Origin of the sequence: Natronobeatus ordinarius (assembly GCF_024362485.1) — an archaeon.
Classification (GTDB): domain Archaea; phylum Halobacteriota; class Halobacteria; order Halobacteriales; family Natrialbaceae; genus Natronobeatus; species Natronobeatus ordinarius.
The window spans coordinates 1,790,046-1,811,067 of record NZ_CP101456.1 but is presented as its reverse complement, the minus strand read 5'-3'; the positions used below and the strand labels follow the sequence as shown (position 1 = coordinate 1,811,067).

General features: G+C 66.3%; 22 protein-coding genes. 16 read left to right on the top strand and 6 right to left on the bottom strand.

The genetic code is table 11. From position 1 onward, the window contains the following. The first annotated feature begins 40 nt into the window (after positions 1-40). From NMQ09_RS09370 to NMQ09_RS09340, 7 genes are all read left to right on the top strand, one after another. Complete coding sequence (locus NMQ09_RS09370) at positions 41-1,000, top strand: ABC transporter permease (protein ID WP_255194321.1); 960 nt, start codon at positions 41-43, stop codon at positions 998-1,000. Continuing rightward, positions 1,000-1,881 carry an ABC transporter permease gene (locus NMQ09_RS09365; protein WP_255194320.1) on the top strand — a complete coding sequence of 294 codons (882 nt, stop codon included), beginning with the start codon at positions 1,000-1,002 and terminating at the stop codon, positions 1,879-1,881. Before NMQ09_RS09370 ends, NMQ09_RS09365 begins: the two co-directional genes overlap by 1 nt. Next, complete coding sequence (locus tag NMQ09_RS09360; RefSeq protein ID WP_255194319.1) at positions 1,878-3,998, top strand: ABC transporter ATP-binding protein; 2,121 nt, start codon at positions 1,878-1,880, stop codon at positions 3,996-3,998. Before NMQ09_RS09365 ends, NMQ09_RS09360 begins: the two co-directional genes overlap by 4 nt. After that, positions 3,995-4,654, top strand: a complete 660-nt coding sequence (locus NMQ09_RS09355) for a DUF1028 domain-containing protein (RefSeq protein ID WP_255194318.1) — start codon at positions 3,995-3,997, stop codon at positions 4,652-4,654. The genes NMQ09_RS09360 and NMQ09_RS09355 overlap by 4 nt, the downstream gene beginning before the upstream one ends. 477 nt (positions 4,655-5,131) lie before the next feature. Further along, positions 5,132-6,301: a thiolase domain-containing protein gene (locus tag NMQ09_RS09350; RefSeq protein WP_255194317.1), complete on the top strand. Its 1,170-nt coding sequence runs from the start codon at positions 5,132-5,134 to the stop codon at positions 6,299-6,301. Next, complete coding sequence (locus NMQ09_RS09345) at positions 6,298-6,657, top strand: Zn-ribbon domain-containing OB-fold protein (protein ID WP_255194316.1); 360 nt, start codon at positions 6,298-6,300, stop codon at positions 6,655-6,657. The genes NMQ09_RS09350 and NMQ09_RS09345 overlap by 4 nt, the downstream gene beginning before the upstream one ends. Positions 6,658-6,724: 67 nt before the next feature. Continuing rightward, entirely contained in the window at positions 6,725-6,955 is a 231-nt protein-coding gene (locus tag NMQ09_RS09340; RefSeq protein ID WP_255194315.1) for a hypothetical protein, read from the top strand. 355 nt (positions 6,956-7,310) lie between these two features. Here the strand turns inward: NMQ09_RS09340 and NMQ09_RS09335 are convergent, their stop codons facing one another. Beyond that, entirely contained in the window at positions 7,311-8,066 is a 756-nt protein-coding gene (locus NMQ09_RS09335; protein ID WP_255194314.1) for an enoyl-CoA hydratase/isomerase family protein, read from the bottom strand. Continuing rightward, positions 8,063-9,574 carry an acyl-CoA synthetase gene (locus tag NMQ09_RS09330; RefSeq protein WP_255194313.1) on the bottom strand — a complete coding sequence of 504 codons (1,512 nt, stop codon included), beginning with the start codon at positions 9,572-9,574 and terminating at the stop codon, positions 8,063-8,065. Before NMQ09_RS09330 ends, NMQ09_RS09335 begins: the two co-directional genes overlap by 4 nt. Positions 9,575-9,890: 316 nt before the next feature. On the opposite strand from NMQ09_RS09330, the gene NMQ09_RS09325 reads away from it, so the two are divergent. The 7 genes from NMQ09_RS09325 (at position 9,891) to NMQ09_RS09295 (ending at position 16,556) form a co-directional block, all read left to right on the top strand. After that, positions 9,891-11,264: an ABC transporter substrate-binding protein gene (locus NMQ09_RS09325; protein WP_255194312.1), complete on the top strand. Its 1,374-nt coding sequence runs from the start codon at positions 9,891-9,893 to the stop codon at positions 11,262-11,264. 2 nt (positions 11,265-11,266) lie between these two features. Then, positions 11,267-12,100: an ABC transporter ATP-binding protein gene (locus NMQ09_RS09320; RefSeq protein WP_255194311.1), complete on the top strand. Its 834-nt coding sequence runs from the start codon at positions 11,267-11,269 to the stop codon at positions 12,098-12,100. Continuing rightward, entirely contained in the window at positions 12,097-12,795 is a 699-nt protein-coding gene (locus NMQ09_RS09315) for an ABC transporter ATP-binding protein (protein WP_255194310.1), read from the top strand. The genes NMQ09_RS09320 and NMQ09_RS09315 overlap by 4 nt, the downstream gene beginning before the upstream one ends. Then, positions 12,792-13,832, top strand: coding sequence for a branched-chain amino acid ABC transporter permease (locus NMQ09_RS09310; RefSeq protein ID WP_255194309.1), 1,041 nt, complete (start codon positions 12,792-12,794; stop codon positions 13,830-13,832). Before NMQ09_RS09315 ends, NMQ09_RS09310 begins: the two co-directional genes overlap by 4 nt. A gap of 106 nt (positions 13,833-13,938) precedes the next feature. Then, positions 13,939-15,201 (top strand): branched-chain amino acid ABC transporter permease, encoded by a 1,263-nt coding sequence (locus NMQ09_RS09305; protein ID WP_345781295.1) that lies wholly within the window; start codon positions 13,939-13,941, stop codon positions 15,199-15,201. A gap of 131 nt (positions 15,202-15,332) precedes the next feature. Continuing rightward, positions 15,333-16,355, top strand: a complete 1,023-nt coding sequence (locus NMQ09_RS09300; RefSeq protein WP_255194307.1) for a 3-oxoacyl-ACP synthase — start codon at positions 15,333-15,335, stop codon at positions 16,353-16,355. A 36-nt stretch (positions 16,356-16,391) separates the two neighbouring features. Beyond that, on the top strand, positions 16,392-16,556 hold the full coding sequence (locus tag NMQ09_RS09295; protein WP_255194306.1) for a hypothetical protein: 165 nt from the start codon (positions 16,392-16,394) through the stop codon (positions 16,554-16,556). On the opposite strand, the gene NMQ09_RS09290 is transcribed toward NMQ09_RS09295, so the two are convergent. The 3 genes from NMQ09_RS09290 to NMQ09_RS09280 form a co-directional block, all read right to left on the bottom strand. Further along, on the bottom strand, positions 16,551-16,877 hold the full coding sequence (locus NMQ09_RS09290) for a hypothetical protein (protein WP_255194305.1): 327 nt from the start codon (positions 16,875-16,877) through the stop codon (positions 16,551-16,553). The genes NMQ09_RS09295 and NMQ09_RS09290 overlap by 6 nt on opposite strands. A 120-nt stretch (positions 16,878-16,997) precedes the next feature. After that, the gene (locus tag NMQ09_RS09285) at positions 16,998-17,486 is read right to left on the bottom strand and encodes a DUF4870 domain-containing protein (protein WP_255194304.1); all 489 of its coding nucleotides are present in this window, start codon (positions 17,484-17,486) and stop codon (positions 16,998-17,000) included. 234 nt (positions 17,487-17,720) lie between these two features. Continuing rightward, complete coding sequence (locus tag NMQ09_RS09280; RefSeq protein WP_255194303.1) at positions 17,721-18,380, bottom strand: phosphate ABC transporter permease; 660 nt, start codon at positions 18,378-18,380, stop codon at positions 17,721-17,723. Positions 18,381-18,523: 143 nt separating this feature from the next. On the opposite strand from NMQ09_RS09280, the gene NMQ09_RS09275 reads away from it, so the two are divergent. Together NMQ09_RS09275 and pdhA are read left to right on the top strand one after the other, a co-directional pair. Further along, positions 18,524-18,970, top strand: coding sequence for a universal stress protein (locus NMQ09_RS09275; protein ID WP_255194302.1), 447 nt, complete (start codon positions 18,524-18,526; stop codon positions 18,968-18,970). A 72-nt stretch (positions 18,971-19,042) separates the two neighbouring features. Then, a complete protein-coding gene (pdhA, locus tag NMQ09_RS09270) occupies positions 19,043-20,182 on the top strand; it encodes a pyruvate dehydrogenase (acetyl-transferring) E1 component subunit alpha (RefSeq protein WP_255194301.1) in 1,140 nt (379 codons plus the stop codon). On the opposite strand, the gene NMQ09_RS09265 is transcribed toward pdhA, so the two are convergent. Next, positions 20,183-21,016: a phosphatase PAP2 family protein gene (locus NMQ09_RS09265; protein ID WP_255194300.1), complete on the bottom strand. Its 834-nt coding sequence runs from the start codon at positions 21,014-21,016 to the stop codon at positions 20,183-20,185. Positions 21,017-21,022 lie beyond the last annotated feature (6 nt).

Here is a 21,022-nt window from a genome sequence, read left to right as displayed (position 1 = left end):
CTCGAACATGAGAAGCCGATACGTTCACTCAAACCGATAGATGGCGTTCGTAAACTACCTGCTGAAGCGCCTCGGGTTCATGGCGGTCACGCTGTTTCTGGTGACGGTGATCACGTTCGTGCTCACCAACATCCTGCCGGGGAACGTGGCGCTACTGATCCTCGGCCCCAACGCGACCGAGGCGTCGATCGCCCAGCTCGAGTCACAACTCGGGCTCGATCAGCCGCTGTACGTCCAGTACTTCGACTGGATCGTTGGACTGGTCCAGGGCGACATGGGAACGTCGCTTCGATACAACACACCGGTCGCCGAGCAGATCGCGGTCCGGCTTCCCCGATCGCTGATGCTCGCCGTCTCCGCGACGATCGTCTCGGTGAGCCTCTCGATCCCGCTCGGGGTCATCGCTGCGGTTCGAAAGAACCAGCCGGCCGACCTCACCGCATCGATGGTCGCGTTCGTCGGCCTCTCGCTGCCCATCTTCCTGTGGGGGCTGGTGTTCATCTACGTCTTCGCCATCACCCTCGGTGGGTTTCCGACCGGAAACTACGTCTCCCCGTGGGAGGACCCGGTCGCTGCGATCCATCACCTGATCCTGCCTGCGAGCGCGATGGGGGTTGCCCTCACTGCGTACATCATGCGGATGACGCGCTCGAGTATGATCGACGAGTTGAGCGAGGATTACGTCGCGTTCGCCCGTGCAAAGGGACTCGACGAGCGAACGGTCGTCCTCAGACACGCGCTGAAAAACGCCGCGATTCCGGTGATCACGGTCATCGCGTTCCAGTTCAGCTACGCGTTTGGGGGCGTCGTCGTGCTCGAGGAAGTGTTCTCCTGGCCGGGCATCGGCCGGCTGACGCTCACCGCCATCAACAGCCGGGACATTCCGCTCTTGCAGGGCTGTATCATCGTCATCGCGCTGATCTACATGCTTTCGAACTTCCTCGCGGACATGTTCTACGCGTACGTCGATCCACGGATCCGCTACGGAGGTGGTGAGTGATGTCGACGGGACGCTTCGAACTGACCGAGGAACGCAAGGCCCACTACGGCCGATTCGTCCGGAAGTTCCGACGGAACCAGAAGGCGATGATCGGGTTGCTCATCGTGCTCGGCCTCCTCCTCACGGCCCTCGTCGCGCCGATCATGGTGCCACACGATCCCGAGGCGACGGATATCCCGAACCGCGAGCAGTCCCCGTCGCTCGAGCACCCGATGGGGACCGACGACCTGGGCCGTGACATCCTCAGTCGCGTCATGATGGGGGCACAGATTTCGCTGTACGTCGGATTCACGTCGATCGGTGCCGCGATGGTCATGGGAACGACCATCGGCGTCGTCGCCGGCTACTACCAGGGGCTCGTCGACGAGTCCCTGATGCGCGGAATGGACGCGATGATGTCGTTTCCGCCCATCCTGCTGGCGCTGACGATCGTCGCCGTGATGGAGCCGAGTCTGAACAACGTCATCGTCGCCCTGGCGCTGGTCTACACCCCGTTCATCGCCAGGGTGGCACGCAGTGCTGCACTCTCGGTTCGAAACGAGTCGTACGTCGAGGCCGCGATCGCTCGCGGCGAGAGCGATCGGTACATCATCTTCAGAGAGGTGCTGCCAAACTGCGTCGGGCCGCTGCTCGTGCAGGGGTCGATCAACGTCGCGTTCACGATGTTGCTCGAGGCGAGTCTCTCGTTCCTCGGCCTGGGCGTCCAGCCACCGACGCCGTCGTGGGGGTTGATGATCAACTCCGGGTGGGCGTTCATGGGCGATGCACCGTGGATCGTCTTCTTCCCGGCGCTGGCCATCGGCCTCGCGGTGGTCGGCTTCAACCTGCTCGGTGACGGCCTGCGTGACGTCCTAGATCCCAAGGGGGAGATCATCGAATGAGCTCGCCAACTGATCCACTGCTTTCAGTCGAATCGCTTCGAACTCAGTTTCGCACCGAGGGCGGGACCGTCACCGCCGTCGACAACGTGTCGTTCTCGCTCGGTCACGGCGAGGTCATGGGCATCGTTGGCGAATCGGGTGCCGGTAAGAGCGTGACGGCGAAGTCGATCATGCGACTCATCCGAGAGCCGGGCGAGATCGTCTCCGGGTCGATACGATTCGACGGTCAGGACCTCCTCCGGCTCACGGAACGCGAGATGCGATCGGTTCGCGGGAACCGGATCGTGCTCATCCCGCAGGACCCGATGACGTCGCTGAACCCCGTGCTCACGGTGGGACAACAGATCGTCGAGACGATCACCCTCCACCAGGGGGTCGACGAGTCAGCGGCACGTAAGATCGCGATCGATGCGATGGCCGAAGTCGGCATTCCCGACCCCGAGACGCGGATCGACGAGTACCCACACGAGTTCTCCGGCGGGATGCGCCAGCGCGTGCTCATCGCGATCGGCCTCTCGTGTGAGCCCGATCTCATCATCGCCGACGAGCCGACGACGGCACTCGACGTGACGACGCAGGCGAAGATCCTCGACCTCCTCAACGAGTTGCGCGAGGAGCGTGGCGTCTCCATCCTGATGATCACGCACAACCTCGGCGTCGTCGCCCAGACGTGCGATCGCGTCGGCGTCATGTACGCGGGCAACCTCGTCGAAACGGGCCGAGTCGGAGACGTCTTCGACCGGCCGAGACACCCCTACACGCGGGCGCTCATCGACGCCATCCCGGACGTCGACGGCGATCGAAACCGACTGTACGCACTCTCGGGTTCGATGCCAAACCTGCAGTCGCTCCCGGACGGCTGCAACTTCGCCCCTCGCTGTCCGCACGCGACCGAGGCGTGTCGTACCGGCGGCGACCCCGCCCTCGAGCGAGTCGCCGGCGGTCCCGACGGACTACAGGCGGCGTGTCTCCACCGGGACGAGCTCGACCTCGCAGAGCCCACCGTCGGGACGGACGTCGGGAGCCGACGCCGCGAAGAGCACACCGAAGCCCTGCTCGAGGTACAGGGCCTCGAGAAGTACTTCTCGGCGGGCGACGGCCTGCTCGGAAACCTGCACCTCACGCGGACCGACGGCGGTCGGCCGACGCTCGAGCGCCGATACGTCAAGGCGGTCGACGGCGTGAGTTTCACCATCAACAGCGGCGAGACCGTCGGGCTGGTCGGCGAGAGCGGCTGTGGAAAGTCGACCGTTGCCCGGACGGTACTCAAGTTGCTCGAGCCGACAGGCGGCGAGGTCTACTTCGACGGCCAGCCCCTGCACGAACTCGGGAGTCGGGAGATCCGCAGTCTCCGCCAGGAGATGCAGATCATCTTCCAGGATCCGAAGAGTTCACTCAACCCGCGCAAGACCGTCGGGCAGATCATCGGGCGCGGCATGGAGAAACACGGAATCGCCACCGGAGACGAGAAACGTGAGCGCATCGAGGAGTTGCTCGAGCGCGTCGGACTGTCGGCGAACGACGCTGATAAGTATCCGCACCAGTTCTCCGGCGGCCAGCAACAGCGGATCGCCATCGCGAACGCGCTCGCGGTCGAACCGGACCTCATCGTCTGTGACGAACCCGTGAGCGCCCTCGACGTGAGCGTCCAGGCCCAGATCCTCAACCTGCTCGACGACGTCCAGGACGAGTTCGGCCTCTCGTATCTGTTCATCTCACACAACATCAGCGTCGTCCGTCACATCTGTGACCGCGTCGCCGTCATGTACCTCGGCAAGATCGCCGAGTTCGGCCCCGTCGAGGACGTCTTCTCCCCACCACACCACCCCTACACCGAGAGCCTGCTGTCGGCCGTTCCGGATCCGGATCCGCGACGTCGAACCGATCGCATCCTCCTCGAGGGCGTGGTTCCGAGTCCGATCGATCCGCCGACGGGGTGTGCGTTCCACACGCGGTGCTCGAAGAAGATCGGCGAGGCGTGTGAACGCGACGAACCGATTGCGGAGGCCGTCGACGACGACGGCCGTCACCAGATCGCCTGTCACCTCTCCGTCGAGGAGATGAACGAGCCGACGACGGGCCGGCCGGAACCCCGAACGGAGGCGAGCCGGCGGTGACGTTCTCGATCTGTGCGACGGTCGACGGCTGTCACGGCGTGACCGTCGCGACGAAGGCCATCGCCGTGGGCTCGACCGCTCCCTTCGTCTGTCGCGAAGGGGCGATCTGCACGCAGGCGACGACCAACACGCCGCTCGGGGTACGGACGACGCGACGACTCGCCGTCGGTGAACCCGTCGACGAGGCCGTCGAGGCGCTCCTCGAGTCCGATCCCGACCGGGAGACGCGCCAGGTCCACGGCGTCGACGGGAGCGGAACGACCGTCGCCGTAACCGGCGCCGAGTGCGTTCCCTGGGCCGGTCACCGGGAGGGTGACGGCTACACGGTCGCTGGAAACATGCTCGCCGACGAAACCGTCCTCGAGGCTGTAGCCGAGGCGTTCGAGGCGAACGCCGAACGTCCGCTCGCCGACCGGTTGCTCGCCGCGTTGCGTGCGGGTGAGGACGCCGGTGGCGACAAGCGAGGTGACCACGCCCAGAGCGCCGCCCTCGCCGTGTTCGACCCCGACGGCGCCCGACTCGAGCACGACCTGCGCGTCGACGAACACCGCGACGCCGTCTCGGAACTCGAGCGTGTGTACGAGGCCGCGCGCACTCAGGGACGCGAGTGGCACGACCGCTACCCGGCGGTCGACCTGCGACGGCACCCCCGGTAAACGGTAGGCGATCGACCTCACCCGTATTAGACAGAACCAAATCATGTATACATAGATTATGTAATCCAGGCATCTTATTCTCGAGACGACGACATGATAGGAGAGTTTCCGGCCCCTTGGGCCTATTTCCGACAGTATCTCCGTTCGTCTTCGCTCGCGCCGACACAGATCCTCGAAAAAATACGATCGTCGAGAAAGTCAGTTACAGCCGGTTTTGTGGCTCTTTGGTTCAGGTCTCCGTTTCACGACCTGAGTGGGAGGGAAAGGTGCCATACCCAACATATATCCCTTATACTCATGCTTCACACATATTCGAGTGCGACCGAACCGACGAGGGGTATCTCACACAGAGATCGATCACGGTCACTCGAGCGCGAGACGGTGGCGACAGCGTCGGCCTCGAGCAGTGGTCGAAACCGCGACGGCGTTCACTCGCGTGGGCGAACGCATTTGACCCCGGAGCGAGAACGAGAGACGATGACAGATGCACGGATCGTTGGCGTCGGAATGACCGATTTCGGCGTCCACGAGCGACCACTGATGGAGCTCTTCGCGGAGGCGACGTTCGAAGCGTTCGACGACGCGGGCGTTTCTGCTCCCGAGATCGACGCGTTCTACCTCGGCAACGCGATGGGCGGACAGACCGAACGGGACACCCACCTCGCTCCGACGCTCGCGACGCACGTCGGGATGGCAGGCATCCCGTGTCAGCGCTACGAGGACGCCTGTGCGACCTCCTCGAACGCCTTCAAACACGCCGTTCGCGCGGTCGAAGCCGGCCAGCACGACGTCGTCCTCGTCGGCGGCGTCGAACGGTGTACGCCCGCGACGGGCCTCGAGACGCCCGAAATGACCGAGATCTTCGCGACCGCCTCCCACCGTCAGTACGAACAGCCGACCGGGCTCACCTTCCCCGGCGTCTTCGCGCTGCTGACGAAGCGGCACATGCACGAGTACGGGACGACCGAGGAGGACCTGGCGGCCGTCGCGGTGAAGAACCACCGCCACGGCACCCACAACCCGCGGGCGCAGTTCGGCACCGAGACGACCGTCGAACAGGTGCTCGAGGGACCGGTCGTCGCCGATCCGTTCCGACTGATGGACTGCTGTCCGTTCTCCGACGGCGCGGCGGCGGCGGTCGTCGCGAGCGAGGAAGCCGCCGAGTCGCTCGCCGGAACGCCCGTCGGCGTCGCCGGCGTCGGGCACGCGACCGATATCGTCCCCCTCGCCGACAAGGTCGACGTGAAAGCGACCCAGGCGGCGCGTGACGCGGCCGCGGCGGCGTACGAGGACGCCGGCATCGGCCCCCAGGACGTCGACGTCGTCGAACTCCACGACTGCTTTACCGGCGCGGAGATCCTCGCCACCGAAGCGCTCGGACTGGTCGAGGACGGCGAGGGCGGCACCGCCGCCACCGAGGGGAGGACAGCCCTCGGCGGCGAGATCCCCGTCAACCCGAGCGGCGGGCTGAAGGCGAAGGGCCACCCCATCGGCGCGACGGGCGTCGCCCAGCTGGTCGAACTCACCGAACAGCTGCGCGGCGAGGCGGGCGATCGGCAGGTCGAGGACGCAACCCACGCGCTCGCGCACAACCTCGGTGGCGACGCCGCGACGACGGTCGTTTCCGTACTGGAGGTGGCAGAATGAGCGACGACGAGCTCCTCACGCACCAGACGTGGGCCGACGCCCTGCGCGACGGCGAACTGCTCGGCCAGCGCTGTCCCGAGTGTGGCCACGAAACCGCCGCTCCGAAAGCCGCCTGCGGTCGCTGTGGGTCGCGGGCACTCGAGACGGTGGCGCTCCCGACGGCGGGGACAGTTTACACCGAGACGACGATGTCCGTCGTCCCCCGGGGCTTCGAGGGGCCATACCAGGTCGGCGTCGTCGACCTCGGCGAGGCCCGCGTGCTCGCTCGCCTCGAGGGCGAGGTGGCGATCGGCGACCGGGTCGAACTCGAGGGCGCCCTCGAGGTCGACGGCGAGGTCGCGCCGCTGTTCTCGTAGGCCGGCCGCGTCGACAGCCGTCGCGTGACACAACGGTTATCACGTTCTCCGCCGGATGGGAACGCGTATGGCAGATCGGGAGGAGTGTCGGCTGTGTCGGGCCGAAATCTCGACGGAGCTCAGGGAGTGTCCCGAGTGTGGGTACAACCCGCGTCGAACGCTGTTGCTCGTCGGCGGGGCGGTCTTTCTCCTCGGACTCGTGCTCAGCGGCGTCGTGGGCACGTTCGGCGTCGCCATCGTGATCATCGGCGCGCTGTTCGTCGGGTCAGGGTTGTTCTACGCGAAGCCGACGCGGTGAGCCGGTTGTGATACGTGGCTCGTCAGTTCGAACACAGCGGCACAGTCGTCGCCCGGATGACCTGCTCTCTGGGCCAGAGGCCCATCTCTCGACGGAGTGAACGAGGCAAACGGAGGAGAGAGGGGTGTCCCACGGGCGATCCCTGCCCACGAACGCGAGCGGCAGGGCAGGGGAGTCGACTCACACGAAACACAGTGGATACCACACCCTCCCCAGCCGATTCGCTCGCTCACTGCGTTCGCTCACTCATCCCTCGCGCGCTTTCGAGGGACGGTTCGCTCGTCGCTCACCGTCCCTCAGCGCGCGCCGCCGTGGATGGCCCCTCTCGTCTCGAGGATCCACCCCCCATGAACATCTACGCGAGGAACGCTCGCATTCCCGTGAGCGCTTCGTCAGTTTCGATCTGCTCGACGAATTCTCGGCGTTCGCGCTCGAGCCGGTCGGCGATCGCATCCGGATCGGGGCCGAGCAGGCGTTTCGTCCGCTCGACCGAGCCCGGTTGCATCGACGCGACGTGCCGGGCCGACTCGAGCGCCCGTTCGTGGATCTCGTCGGCGGGGACGACCTCGGTCGCGAGCCCCCAGGCGACGGCCGCCTCGGGCTCGATCGTCTCGTTCTCGAGGAGGAGCCTGGCCGTGCGCTTCTCGCCGATGATCTCGGGGAGGAGGGCCGTCCAGCCGCCATCGGGACTGAAGCCGACGACGGCGTAGTAGGGCGTGATCGTCGCGTCGGGCGAACAGACGACGACGTCGGCGCCCAGGAGCAGGCCGAGCGAGCCGCCGGTCACCTGGCCGTCGACGGCGGCGACCACGGGAACGGGACACTCGAGCAGCGCCAGGATCACCTCGTTGAGGCGGCCGACGATCCGGTCGGCGTAGTCACCGATCTCGTCGCGATGCTCGTCGAACGCCCGGACGTCGCCGCCGGTCGAGAACGACGGGCCGGCGGTCTCGAGCACGACGGCACGGATCGCGTCGTCGGCCCCCACCGACTCGAGGGCCTCGAGCAGTTCCTCGAGCAGCTCCGGAACCAGGCTGTTGTGTCGCTCCGATCGATCGATGGTCACCGTCGCGACGCCCTCGTCAACGCTCGTCTCGACGCACCGGCTCATTCGAGCGCCTCACGCCTGATCTTCCCCGCCGCGTTTCGCGGCAGCTCCTCGACGGTGGCGACGTGTTTCGGAATCTTGTACCTCGCGAGGCGGCCGTCACAGAACTCGCGGACGGCCGCCGCGTCGATCGACGCCCCGTCCTCGAGGACGACGACCGCCTTGCCGACCTCGCCCCACTGCTCGTCCGGGACGCCGACGACGGCCGCCTCGGCAATCTCGGGATGGTCGTGGAGGGTGTTCTCCACCTCGGCAGGGTAGACATTCTCTCCGCCGCTGATGAACATGTTCTTGATCCGGTCGACGAGGTAGTAGTAGCCGTCGTCGTCGACGCGGGCGACGTCGCCGGTGTGTAGCCAGCCGTCCTCGAACGCCGCCTCGTTCGCCTCGGGGTTCTTCCAGTAGCCCGGGGTGATCCCCGGTCCCCTGGCGAGCAGTTCGCCACTCTCTCCCGGCGGGCAGTCGTTGCCGTCCGCGTCGACGACGCGCGTCTCGACGAACAGCGACGGCTTCCCGATCGAACCCGCCTTCTCGAGGGCGTTCGCCTCGTCGATGAGAAACAGCGCCGGTCCGGTTTCGGTCATCCCCATCCCCTGGCGGACGACGACGTCGTGGGCGGCGAGTTCCTCGAGCAGGTTCACGGGCATGGGTGCCCCGCCGGAGGACCAGGATCTGACGCCCGAGAGATCCGCTTCCTCGAACCCTGGCTGGTCCGCCAGCGCGCGGTAGATCGCGGGCACGCCGAAGAAGACGGTCGCCCGCTCCTCGAGCAACTCGAGGGCTTCCTCGGGGTCGAACGTGGGCTGGACGATCGCCGTCCCCCCGACGAGCAGCGTCGGGTTGGCGTACAGGTTCAGCCCGCCGGTGTGGAAACAGGGCAGGACGTTCAGCGTCGTGTCGTCGGCGGTGAGGTCGACGTGGACCCCGATGTTCAGGTAGTTGTACACCACCATGTCGAACGTCTGTCGGACGCCCTTCGGTCGGCCCGTCGTCCCCGAGGTGTAGAGGAGCCCCCACGTATCACTCCGCGGGCGGGCGTCCATGGCCCGGCGCCGGCCGCTGGCGGTCGCGAGCGCCTCCTCGTAGGTCCAGTCGTCGGGGCTGGCCGGCTCGCCCACGGCGACGAAGTGGTCGACGTCGACCGACGACCGAAGCGTCTCGACCGTTTCGGCGAATTCGGCGCCGTAGACGAGGACGTCCGGCGTCGAATCCTCGAGCACGTACTCGAGTTCCGGCGGCGCGAGCCGCCAGTTCAGCGCTACGTACGGCGTCTCGGCTTTGGCGCAGCCGTAGATCGTCTCGAAGTAGTGGGCGCCGTTGTGCGAGAGAATCACCACGCGTGATCCTGGCTCGACCGCGAGTTCGTCCGCGAGAAACTCGGCCACCCGACTGGCCCGTCGATCGAACGCGTCGTAACTCAGTTCGGTTCCCGTCCCGGTGTCGACGATGGCCGTCTGCTCCGGTGTCCGGTCGGCACGCCTCGACACCCAGTCGAACGTCAGCTCGTTCATCCATGCTGATTCATCGAGACGGTACAAAAGTAGCGGCGTTGGTAATAGAACCGTGGACGTCGACGCCGAACAACCGCGGACGTCGTCGATACGGGCGTTGGAGTGAGCGAGCCAACGCGTCGGCGCGCTCGAGCAACGATCGTACCCTGTCGTGATCCGTCGCTCGTCTCCTGTCGTGACCCGTCGCTCGTCGGGCCGAACGGTAGTCAGAGGCCCTGAAACGACGGTGAGCAGGCCACGATTGCCAGAACGACCGCTGCAGGTTTGTATACCAACCCCGGGACCTTTGACGATCTGTTGATAGCTAGTAATCGTCATGGTTGATAATGCCACTCGGAGGGGATTCGTCAAGCGAACGGGTGCGGCCGCTGCCATCGGGTCGCTCGGTCTCGCGGGTTGTCTGGGGAACGGCGATGACGACGACGGCGACGGCGCGGAAGCCGTCGCCGGGGAGACGATCAAGATCGGCGCACTCCAGCCCGTCTCCGGTGATCTCACCTACTACGGAGAGATCAGCCTCATGGGCTTTTTCTCCGGACTGGCGTACAAACACGACACCGATCCAATCACCGACCTGACGGTCGGAACCCGGACCATCGAGACGGACGACGGTCCGAACTACGAGATCCACATCCAGGATACGGAGTTCAGCGCCGACACGGCCCAGAGCGTCGCGACCGACCTCGTCGTCGACGAGGAGGTCGACGTGTTGGTCGGCACGTCGTCGTCCGACGCGGCCCGTCGATTGATCGGAACGGTCGTCGAGGACGCCGGCGTCCCGTTCATCGCGGGCCCCGCCGCGGACGGTGACATTACCGTCTCTTCCGAGCACTGTAATCCGCTGGTGTTCCGCACGAGCGAGCACACCGCGATGGACGCCCGTGCGGGCGGGACGTACGCGGCCGAGCACACCGACATCTCGTCGGTCGCCATCTTCGCCGCCGACTACAGCTTCGGCCACGGCGTCGCCGCCAACTACCAGGAAGTGCTCGAGGCCGAGGGGATCGAGGTGCTCGAGCCACGGTTCGTCGAGCAGGGTTACAGCGAGTTCGAAGGGCTGTTCGACGAGGCACTCGACCAGGGTGCCGACGGCGTCGTCGGCGGGTTCACGGTGGCGACCCTGCCGCAGTTCCTCTCGACGGCGGTCGGCTACGACATTCAGGTGCTCGGCGCGTTCGCGGAGCTGCTGACGACCCAGTCGATGGGCGGGACGATCGAAAGTGCCCTCGGCGAGGATTTCACCGCCGAGGACATCCGCGACGCGCGAATGGGGCCGTTCACGACGCGATACCACTGGAACCAGTACGACAACGAGATCAACGACGCGTTCATCGACTTACACGTCGACGCCTACGAGATGGTCCCCGACCTGTTCAGCGCGGGGACGTTCGTCGCCGGCTCAGCCCTCTCACAGGCGATCGCGGAGTCGGGTTCCACCGACGGCCAGGACATCGCGGACGCGATGCGAGGGATGACCGTTACGGACACGCCGAAAGGCGAGAACGCCTACCAGTTCCAGGAGCACAACAATCAGGCGGCCTCGGCGATGACCGTCGCCTGGCCCGTCCCGACGAGCGACGAGTTCGCCGACACGTGGGACGCCTCGGTCATGCCGAGCGAACCCGTCGAGACGCTCGCCCCGGAAGCGGTGATGGTGCCGTCGGAGGAAGCCAGCTGCGACCTCAGCTGATCATGCTCCTCTCGACATCCGGACTGACCAAGGAGTTCGGCGGAATCACCGCCGTCAACGACGTCGAGTTCACCCTCGAGGAGGGCGAACTCTGTTCGGTCATCGGCCCCAACGGAGCCGGGAAGACGACGTTTTTCAACCTGCTGACCGGCGTGCTCGAGCCGACAGACGGCACCATCGAGTTCGCGCCGTCGGACCAGCCGGCTGATGGGGCGGACGAGAACGGCGTGATCGACATCACCGACGCGCCGCCCCACGAGACCGCGCTGCTCGGCCTCCACCGCTCGTACCAGATCACGAACGTCTTCCCGACGCTGAGCGTCCTCGAGAACGTCCGCATCGCCGTCCAGGCCCACCGGGGCAGCGACTCCTGGCGCTTCTGGCGCAACGTCCACGCCTTCGACGACCACTTCGCGGAGGCCGAGGCGATCCTCGAGCGGATCGGCCTCGACCACTACGCGGATCGGCCGGCTCAGAACCTCAGCCACGGCGAGAAGCGCAACCTCGAGATCGGGATCGCCCTGGCGGGCGAGCCGGACCTGCTGTTGCTTGACGAGCCGACCGCCGGCGTCTCGAGCGAGGACGTGAGTCAGGTGACGGAGATCATCGAGGACGTCGCGACCGATCACGCGATCATGCTGATCGAGCACAACATGGACGTCGTGATGGGGATCAGCGACCGCGTCGTCGTGCTCAACCAGGGCGAGCTGATCGCCGACGGGGAGCCGGCCGAGATTCGCGAGAGCGAGGCCGTCCAGCGCGCCTACCTCGGCGGCTACGAGGAGGGCGCCTCAGACGCCGACGAGCCCGGAAACGCGGGGGTGACGGCCGGATGACGCTGCTCGAACTCGAGGGCGTCCACACCTACTACGGCGAGAGCCACGTCTTACAGGGCGTCGACCTCTCGGTCGAGGAAGGCGAGATCGTCGCGCTGATCGGTCGCAACGGCGTCGGCAAGACGACGACGCTCCGATCGATCCTGCAGCTAACGCCGCCGAGGGAAGGAACCGTTCTGTTTGCCGGCGAGGATATCACGGGTCAGCGGACCCACGACGTCGCCCGCAAGGGGATCGGCTGGGTGCCCGAGGAACGTCGGATGTTCGGTTACCTCACCGTCGAGGAGAACGTCCGGGTGTCGGTGCCACCGGACGGAGACTTCGAGGCGCTTCGAGAGTACGTCTTCGACCTCTTTCCCGCCCTCGAACGGTTTCGTGAGAAAGAGGCGAGGAACTTAAGCGGGGGTCAACAGCAGATGCTCGCCATCGCCCGTGGCATGGTCGGGAACAACGACCTCCTGCTCGTGGACGAACCGAGCGAGGGACTCGCCCCGATGATCGTCGACCAGGTCGTCGAGGCCCTTCGCGCAGTCTCCGCCGAGACGACGGTGGTGCTCGTCGAACAGAACTTCCCGCTGGCGATGGACTTAGCCGACCGCTTCTACCTGCTCGACCACGGCACCGTCGTCGAGTCCGGCTCGACCGAGGGCGTCACCGCCGACGACGAGCGAATCCGGAGGTATCTGTCCGCATGATCGGTGAGTACCTCGCGCTCGCGCTCGCGACTCCAGACGCTCCGCTGGTCGCCGACGCGCTCCAGCGCTTTTTCCGACCGAGTACGTTCGCCCGCCTCGTCGTCGAGGGACTCGGCAAGGCGGCGGTCTACTTCATCCTCGCCGTCGGACTCACCCTGGTCTTCGGGCTGATGGGCGTACTGAACTTCGCCCACGGCGCGTTCGCCATGCTCGGGGCGTACCTCGGCGGCGTTCTCATGGTCGTCGCTCTCGCAGGTGGCGCAGGGCCGTTCACGACCGTCGCGTTCTTCTTCGTCGTCGCCGCCGTCGTCTTCGCGCTCCTGACGGCAGTCGGTAGCGCCCTCGAGGTCTCGCTCATCCGGCCGATCTACGACCGGACGCCGATGTACCAGATCCTGTTGACGTTCGGCGTCGGGCTCATCCTCGAGGAGGCGACGCGAATCGTGGCGACGCTGCAGGGGATCCAGCCGGAGCCCCAGTGGCAGGCGCCGATGGGGACCCTCCCCGACGCCCTCGCAGCCAGATACGACATCCTGGGGGCGAACATCCGGGGGCTGTACCTGTTCGAGATCGGCCTCGGGGTGCTGGCCGCCGTCGGCGTCTGGCTGTTCCTCACTCGGACGCTGTACGGGCTGTACATCCGCGCCGGCAGCGAGGACCCGGAGATGGTCGAGGCGCTGGGCATCGACGTTCGCAAGGCGTTCACGATCGTCTTCGGCCTCGGTACCGGGCTCGCGGCGGTCGGCGGCGTCCTGTTGATGTGGGATCCGGTCTGGGGACCGAGCGTCCTGCTCAACATCGACGTCCTGCTCTACGCGTTCGTCGTCGTCATCATCGGCGGCCTCGGCTCGTTCAAGGGAACGCTCGTGGCGGCCGTCATCGTCGGCGTCGCCGACTCGTTCACGACGTGGCTGTTCACGACCGGGATCGTCGACTTCTCCGGCCTGCCGGAGATCACGATCTTCCTCTTGCTGGTGATCGCGTTGATCGTGCGGCCACAGGGGCTGTACGGCGTCGAGGAGGTGGGTGGCCATTAGCCCGAGCCGCGACGAGCCGACCGACGACGCCCGTCGGGAGGCCACGAACGGCGGCACCGAAGCCACGAACGGCGGCACCACCGCCGAAAGTGGGACGCCCACCCAGGTGGAGCGACTCGAGGAGTCGACGACCGACGGCCACTGGCTTCGCGAGTACGCTCGCGACCACGTCGTCCACGGGCTCGTGATCCTCGCGTTCTTCCTCTATCCGCCCGTCTACGGCCTCCTGGTCGACTCACCGCTCGGATTCGAGGCGGAAGCGTTCCTGCCCGGGCTGACGTTCATGATCGTCGTGCTCTACCTGGGGCTGTTCGCGATGAGTTTCGACTTCGTAAGCGGCTACACGGGCTACCTCTCGTTCGGCCACGCGGCCTTCTACGGGACCGGCGCGTACTTCGTCGTCCTCGCCGCGAACGGGCAGGTCCCCGGCATCCCGGACGGGACGCCGTTCATGATCACCATGCTCCTCGGTGCGTTCCTGGCCGGCGTGCTCGCGCTCGCCATCGGCGCGGTCTCGTTCCGCCTGACTGGCGTCTACTTCGCGATGATCACGCTCGGCTTTGCGCAGGTGCTCTACGAACTCATTCGGAACTGGGGCTTCGTGAGCGCGAATCCGCGTGAAGGAGCGACGATCTCGGGCGACGGCCTCGAGATCGGCGTCCCCTACGTCGAGTCACTCTCGTTCGCGGTCGGGCGGCTGACCGGCGACAGCTTCGAGAACGTTCTGGGTACCGGCATCGACATCTCGACGACGATGACCTCCTACTACGCGCTGGCGGTCGTCGTCCTCGTCTGTTACTTCGCGATGCAGCGAATTATCCACTCGCCGTTTGGCACGGTGATGATCGCCATCCGCGAGAACGAAGAGCGCGCCGAGGCGATCGGCTACAACGTCTTCTGGTACAAGATGGGTGCGTTCGCCATGAGCGCCTTCTTCGCTGCCATCGCGGGGGCGCTCTTTGCCGCCTACTCGCGGTCGGTCTCGCCGGAGAACACGTACTTCTTCCTCGTGACCGCCGACGCCCTGATCGTCACGATCGTCGGCGGCATCGGCACCCTCGCCGGCCCACTGTTCGGCACCGTCTTCCACGAGTGGCTCGAGGACGTGCTCTCGACGGAGAACGAAGGGGTCGCCACCTATCTCCGCGAGACGCTCTCGGAGGGCGTGCTGGCGACCGACATCGCGGGCTTCACGCTCGCTGACGTGATCAACTCGGCCGTCGACGGCCGCGCCCCGCTCTATCTGGGCATCGTCTTCGTGCTGTTCGTCCTGTTCGTCCCCAACGGCCTGCTCGGGTCGGTCCGCGACCGACTCGGCGGCACCGTTGCGAAACGCGCCCCCACGCTCCTCGAGCGCTACCGCCGGTAGCTCGAGGTGCGAATCCACGCACTTCGATCGATGAACCACACCAGTCACAGCGACACCCGACGACGAGCCGACGTATCGAACGACGCCACCCGCGAGCGACGGGCCGAACCGGACGACGGGGGTGTGCACCCGTGACGGCGGTCGGGCTCACCGGCTACGGCCGCTACCTCCCCGACGACGTCCTGACCGGCGAGGCGATCGCCGCGCAAAGCGGTATTCCCGAGTCGGTCGTGATCGAGAAGATGGGCGTCCGCGAGAAACGGGTCTGTCCACCCGACGAGGACCACGTGACCGACATGTGCGTCGCCGCCGCCGAACGGGCGCTCGAGGACGCCGCGATCGACGCGACCGACCTCGATCTCGTGTTGTATCACGGCAGCGAGTACAAGGACTTCGTGGTCTGGTCGGCCGCGGCGAACGTCTGTGAGCGCCTCGGTGCCGAGAACGCCTACGCGACCGAGAGCCACACCCTCTGTGCGAGCGCGCCGATCGCGATCCGACAAGTCGCCGCCCAGCTCCGGGCAGAGGCCGTCGAGACCGCCCTGCTCGTGACTGCGAGCCGCGAGGAGGAGCTGATCGACTACGAAAACGAGCGCTCCTCGTTCATGTTCAACTTCGGCTCCGGGGCGGCCGCAATGGTCCTCGAGGCCGAGCCTGGCTCCCGAACCCGGGCGCTCGTCCACGAGCACGCGGCCGTCACCGACGGCTCGTTTGCCCACGACGTGATCGTGCCCGCCGGCGGCTCGCTCGAGCCGACGAGCGAGGAGACCGTCGCCGCGGGCCGACACCACCTCGACGTTCCCGACCCCGAGGGGATGAAAGAACGCCTCGCACCCGTCTCGCTGCCGAACTACCTCGAGGTGGCCGATCGGGCGCTCGAGCGCTCCGGCTTCGATCGCTCGGCCCTCGACTTCGTCGCCGTCACCCACATGAAGCGGTCGTTCCACGAGACGCTGCTCGCGGAACTCGGCCTCGACCCCGAGACCGACGGCTACTACCTCGACGAGTACGGCCACGTCCAGAGCGCCGACCAGGTGCTCGCGCTCGAGGAGGGACGCCGAGCGGGGTTGCTCGAGGCGGGCGACGTGGTCTGCCTGCTCGCGGCGGGGACGGGCTACACGTGGTCGGCGTCGGTGCTGACCTGGCGCGGGTAAGGTACTTTACCTCGCTCCACGAGCGAGTGCTACTGTATGAGCAGAACCGAGTACCGGTGTACGTGCGGGGCGGTGCTTCGGTACAGACAGGACCTCCTGAAGGAGTCGGGTACCGTCGCGCCGACGTGGAAGTGCGATCAGTGTCTGACGCCGGTTCCTGGGCTGGTCGCAGAGAAGATCAGCCACCAGCACCCCTCATGAGCCGTCGAGACGCCGTCTGAGGGCCGCCTCGAGGCGACCGACGACGGCCGCGGCGAGTCGATCCGGGAACGCGGTGAGATCCCAGACGTACTCTCCGTCGCGGGTGACCGTAACCCACTCGAGGGAGCCACCGCGGTCGAGTTCGACCAGGACGGCCTCGAGCGTCGACTCGTCGAGACGAACGCCGAGGGTGCGCTCGAGGGCGCCAGCGAGCTGGCTCGTGGTCGCCACGAGTCGTCCTTCGAGGCTGGCGTCGGTGGGTGACGTGGCGATGGTTGGGGCGGACGTCGGCGTCGGCGGGGACGGCGGTCGGTCGGTCATCCTCGAGAGAGATCGTCGGGCGACCGCCGTGAGCGCTGGCCTGTGCTATTGCACGCTTGTTGAGCGCGTCGCTGCGCTCGAAACTGGGTTCTTCGAGAAGGAGTGCTGGCGAGAGACGCGTTAGACCTGGTTTTCGGCCATCGAGCCGACGACGGGAAGGGACCACTGCTCACCCTGGTAGGCCTTGTACATGAGCAGTAGCCACAGGACGAGCGTTCCCAGGAAGATCAGCGTCTGGACGAACGCGATCCCCAGTGCGATGAGCCAGCCGACGAACGGGATGGTCGCGTCGAACACCCACCTCAACATCATAAGCACGATGTGCAGTCCGAAGAGCCCGCCGAAGACGATCGTACTCTGCATCGCGTGGAACCGGACGAACTCGTTCTCCTCTTCGACGAAATAGAACACCAGTCCGGTGATGAAGCCGAGGAGGTACGTCAGCGCACCGGCGACGTTCTCTTCGAGTCCGCCTGCGACTTCCGTCCCCGATTCGTCGTCCGCGACGCTCGGCTCAGCGATGTCCGTCTCTGATTCGTCGTCCGTAACGCTCGAGTCGGGTTGTTCGGTTGCCAGTTCCGCGTCGTGATCTGCGTCTTCTGTCGCCATGTATTATCAGTAGGGTCTGTCTGGATAGTCAGTCGAATTCGTACAAAAATCAGAGAGGTACCACAGCATGATCAACATTTGGTAACTTCTGGGTAAGCTACACAGTTACCCAGAGGTAAGTTGGTGTGGTGTCCGGATTCGGTGGGCGGTGAGCGAACCGACGGGCACCAGTCTGTGGTTCGCGGTCGGTTTCGTCACAACCAGCGGACAGGTCGTCGTTCCGACGGACCCGGATCAGCCGCCGGCTTTCTTCCGTCTGCCCCGGTCGCGAAGCACGCTCACGCCGGGCAGGATGCGGACGATTCGCGTAACGTACCCGAATTTGAACAGCCCGACCTGTGAGAGGACGCCGAGCGCGAACAGGCCGACGAACAGCGGCGCACCGACGTCGAACAGGAGCGGCTCGAGGCTCGTCGACGCCTGCGCGGCCTCGAGGCTCGAGGGAGACACCGACCGGCTGGCGAGCGCCGCCCCCACGAACGAGGTGACGAGGACCGCAGCCGTCCGGGTCATGAACAGCCCGAAGATCGCTGCGAGGGCGCCGAGGAGGAGGGCGACACCCCACTCGAGGTACCACGTGCCGTCGACGAGCGCGGGGGCGACCAGGGCCAGTCCGAAGAACGTCCCGACGACGAAGCTCACGGCCGCGGCCGCGACCGAGAGGAGGAGGTAGGTGACGGCGATGCCGACGCCGGCGCCGACGAGCACGCCGGCGGCCGGGACGATCGCCCCCTCGAGCCCGGCCATCGCGGCGACGGTCGGTGCACCGAGGTAGCCGCCGGCCGATCCGAGGAGCGCCCCGACGGCACCGACGCCGTAACTCGACAGCGTCGCGCCGGCGAACAGCAGCGCCACGCCGACCAACATCACTCCGACTGCGGCGGGATCGATCATGATCGAGTACCTTCGTTCGAAGCGTGAAGTACGTTTCGCCTGACTGTCTCGGTACGAATCACGTCCGGCCGTCGCCTGCGTCGACCGAAACACTTCTGCCGACGGGGTGTGTGGGAGAGACTGACTTCACGTCGAGGATACCGATGTACGACGACGTTCTTATTCCGACAGACGGTAGCGCCACGGTCGACCAGACGCTCGCACACGCCCTGCCGATCGCCGAAGCCAACGACGCGACCGTCCACGCGCTCTCGATCGTCGACACCCGGATCGTGCAGGCGGCGACGGGCGAGACGCGGGCCGAGATCGAAGCGAAACTCGAGCGCGAGAGCGAGGCGGCCGTCGACGAGGTGGGCGACCGGGCGGCGGAAGCCGGACTCGAGACGATCGAGGTGGTCGAGTACGGGACGCCGTCGAAGGCGATCCTCGAGTACGCCGACGAACACGGCATCGATCTGATCGTCATCGGGACCCACGGAAAGAGCCCCCGGGAGAAACAGATCACGATGGGAAGCGTCTCGGAACGGGTCGTCGACAAGGCGTCGATCCCGGTGTTCGTCGTCCGAAGCCCGGGCGATCCAGTCGAGTGAGGACGTCGGCGTGACCGGTGAGTCGTTCATCCATACCTTTTTCCTGACCGTATTCGACCGTGCATCCAGGAGATGACTCGAGACGTACCTGACCAGGCGGGGGGCGTGGGCGTGTTCGACCGGGCACCGGACGACCAGGTGTCGGTGCTCGATGCCGACGGAACCGTGGTCGCGCCGGCGCTCGAGCCGGACCTCGACGAGGAGACGCTGGTATCGATGTACCGTGACATGCGCCTGTGTCGCCGCTTCGACGAGCGGATGATCAGCCTCCAGCGCCAGGGGCGGCTGGGGACGTACGCCTCGCTGGCCGGCCAGGAGGGGTCACAGATCGGCTCGACGTACGCACTCGCCGACGACGACACGATCTCTTACCAGTATCGCGAGCACGGGGCCGTTCTCTCGCGAGGGTTCCCGTGGGAGTACCTGCTGTACTGGATGGGTCACGAGGTCGGGAACGCGGCGCTGCCCGACGTCGGCGTCTTCCCGCTCAACATTTCGATCGGCGGGCACCTCCCCCACGCGGTCGGGTACGCGTGGGCGGCGAAACTGAACGGCGACGACGGCGTCACCCTCGTTCACTTCGGGGAAGGGTCGACCTCGGAGGGGGATTTCCACGAGGCGGCGAACTTCGCGGGCGTCTACGACGTCCCGATCGTCTTCTTCTGTAACAACAACCAGTGGGCGATCTCGACGCCCCGAGAGAAGCAGACGGCGTCAGCGACGTTCGCCGGGAAAGCCCGCGCCTACGGCTTCGACGGGATCCAGGTCGACGGGATGGACCCGCTCGCGACGTACGTCGTGACCGAGGCGGTCCGCGAGCGGGCCGCGAACCCGGCCGACGGCGAGGCGCGACCCACGATGGTCGAGGCCGTCCAGTACCGCTTTGGCGCACACACGACGGCGGACGATCCGACCGTCTACCGGAACGAGGCGGAGGTGAACCAGTGGAAAGAACGCGACCCGATCGCACGCTTCGAAGCCTACCTCCGAGAGCGGGGTCTGCTCGAGGACGAACGGATCGACGCCATCGAGTCGGCGATCGACGAGACGCTCGCCGACGCCGTCGATCGCGCCGAAGCCTACGAGGGCGACCCCGACGACATGTTCGAGTACACCTACGCCGAACCGACCGAGCGGTTGCTCGAGGGACGAGCACACCTCCGGGAGCTCCGGGAGACCCACGGCGACGAGGCGTTTCTCGAGGACGGGTGATCAGCCGCTGGCGAAGGGCCACCGGTGCTCGAGTCGCTCGGTGATCGACCAGCGGCCGACGAAGTGGGCGGCGAGGACGACGCTGACGGCCGCGAGAACGATGCCCGCGACGACGTCGACCACCCAGTGGATGCCGAGGTACATCGTCGAGACCGCGACGCTGAGCCCGAGGACGGTCGCGACGGCGAACCAGACCGGGTAGACGTCCCTGGTCCGGTAGGCGATGAAGGCGACCGTGGCGGCGAGGGAGGTGTGCAGCGAAGGGAAGACGTTGGTGTTTCGGTTGACCTGCCGGGTGAGGTGCTGGTACTGCGGGTACGTGTCGTACAGCAAGGCGTCGACGAGTTCGGGCATCACGTTCCGGGGCCCGTAGGCGATGATAAGCACGTAACAGACCAGCCCGAGCACGTAGTTGAGCGTGTACGCAGTCAACAGCTCGCGAAGCGGTCGGGTGTCTGCCAGCGCGAAGTACGCGATCAGGGGGAACACGAGCAAGAAGACGTAGCCGTAGACGTAGACGAACGAGAAGTACGCCGTCGTCCACGGCGTCGCCAGGTCCTGGAGCCAGACGATGAACTCGCCCTCGAACTCGTAGATCGTCCCGGTCACCTCCCAGCCGATCGTCCACGAGATATCGGGTACCGTCTCCCGGGCGACGCCGTTGAACAGCAAGACGACGGCGAGTACGGCGGTGATCGGTGCCGCCGCCTTCACTCGCGCTCGGAACTCCCGTCGTGTTCGGGCGAGTCGGTCGCGGCCGACGACGACGGCCGTCGCGACGAGGATCATGAGGGCGACGACGACGGTCAACTGGAAGAGGACGCGAATGAGCATGGTCAG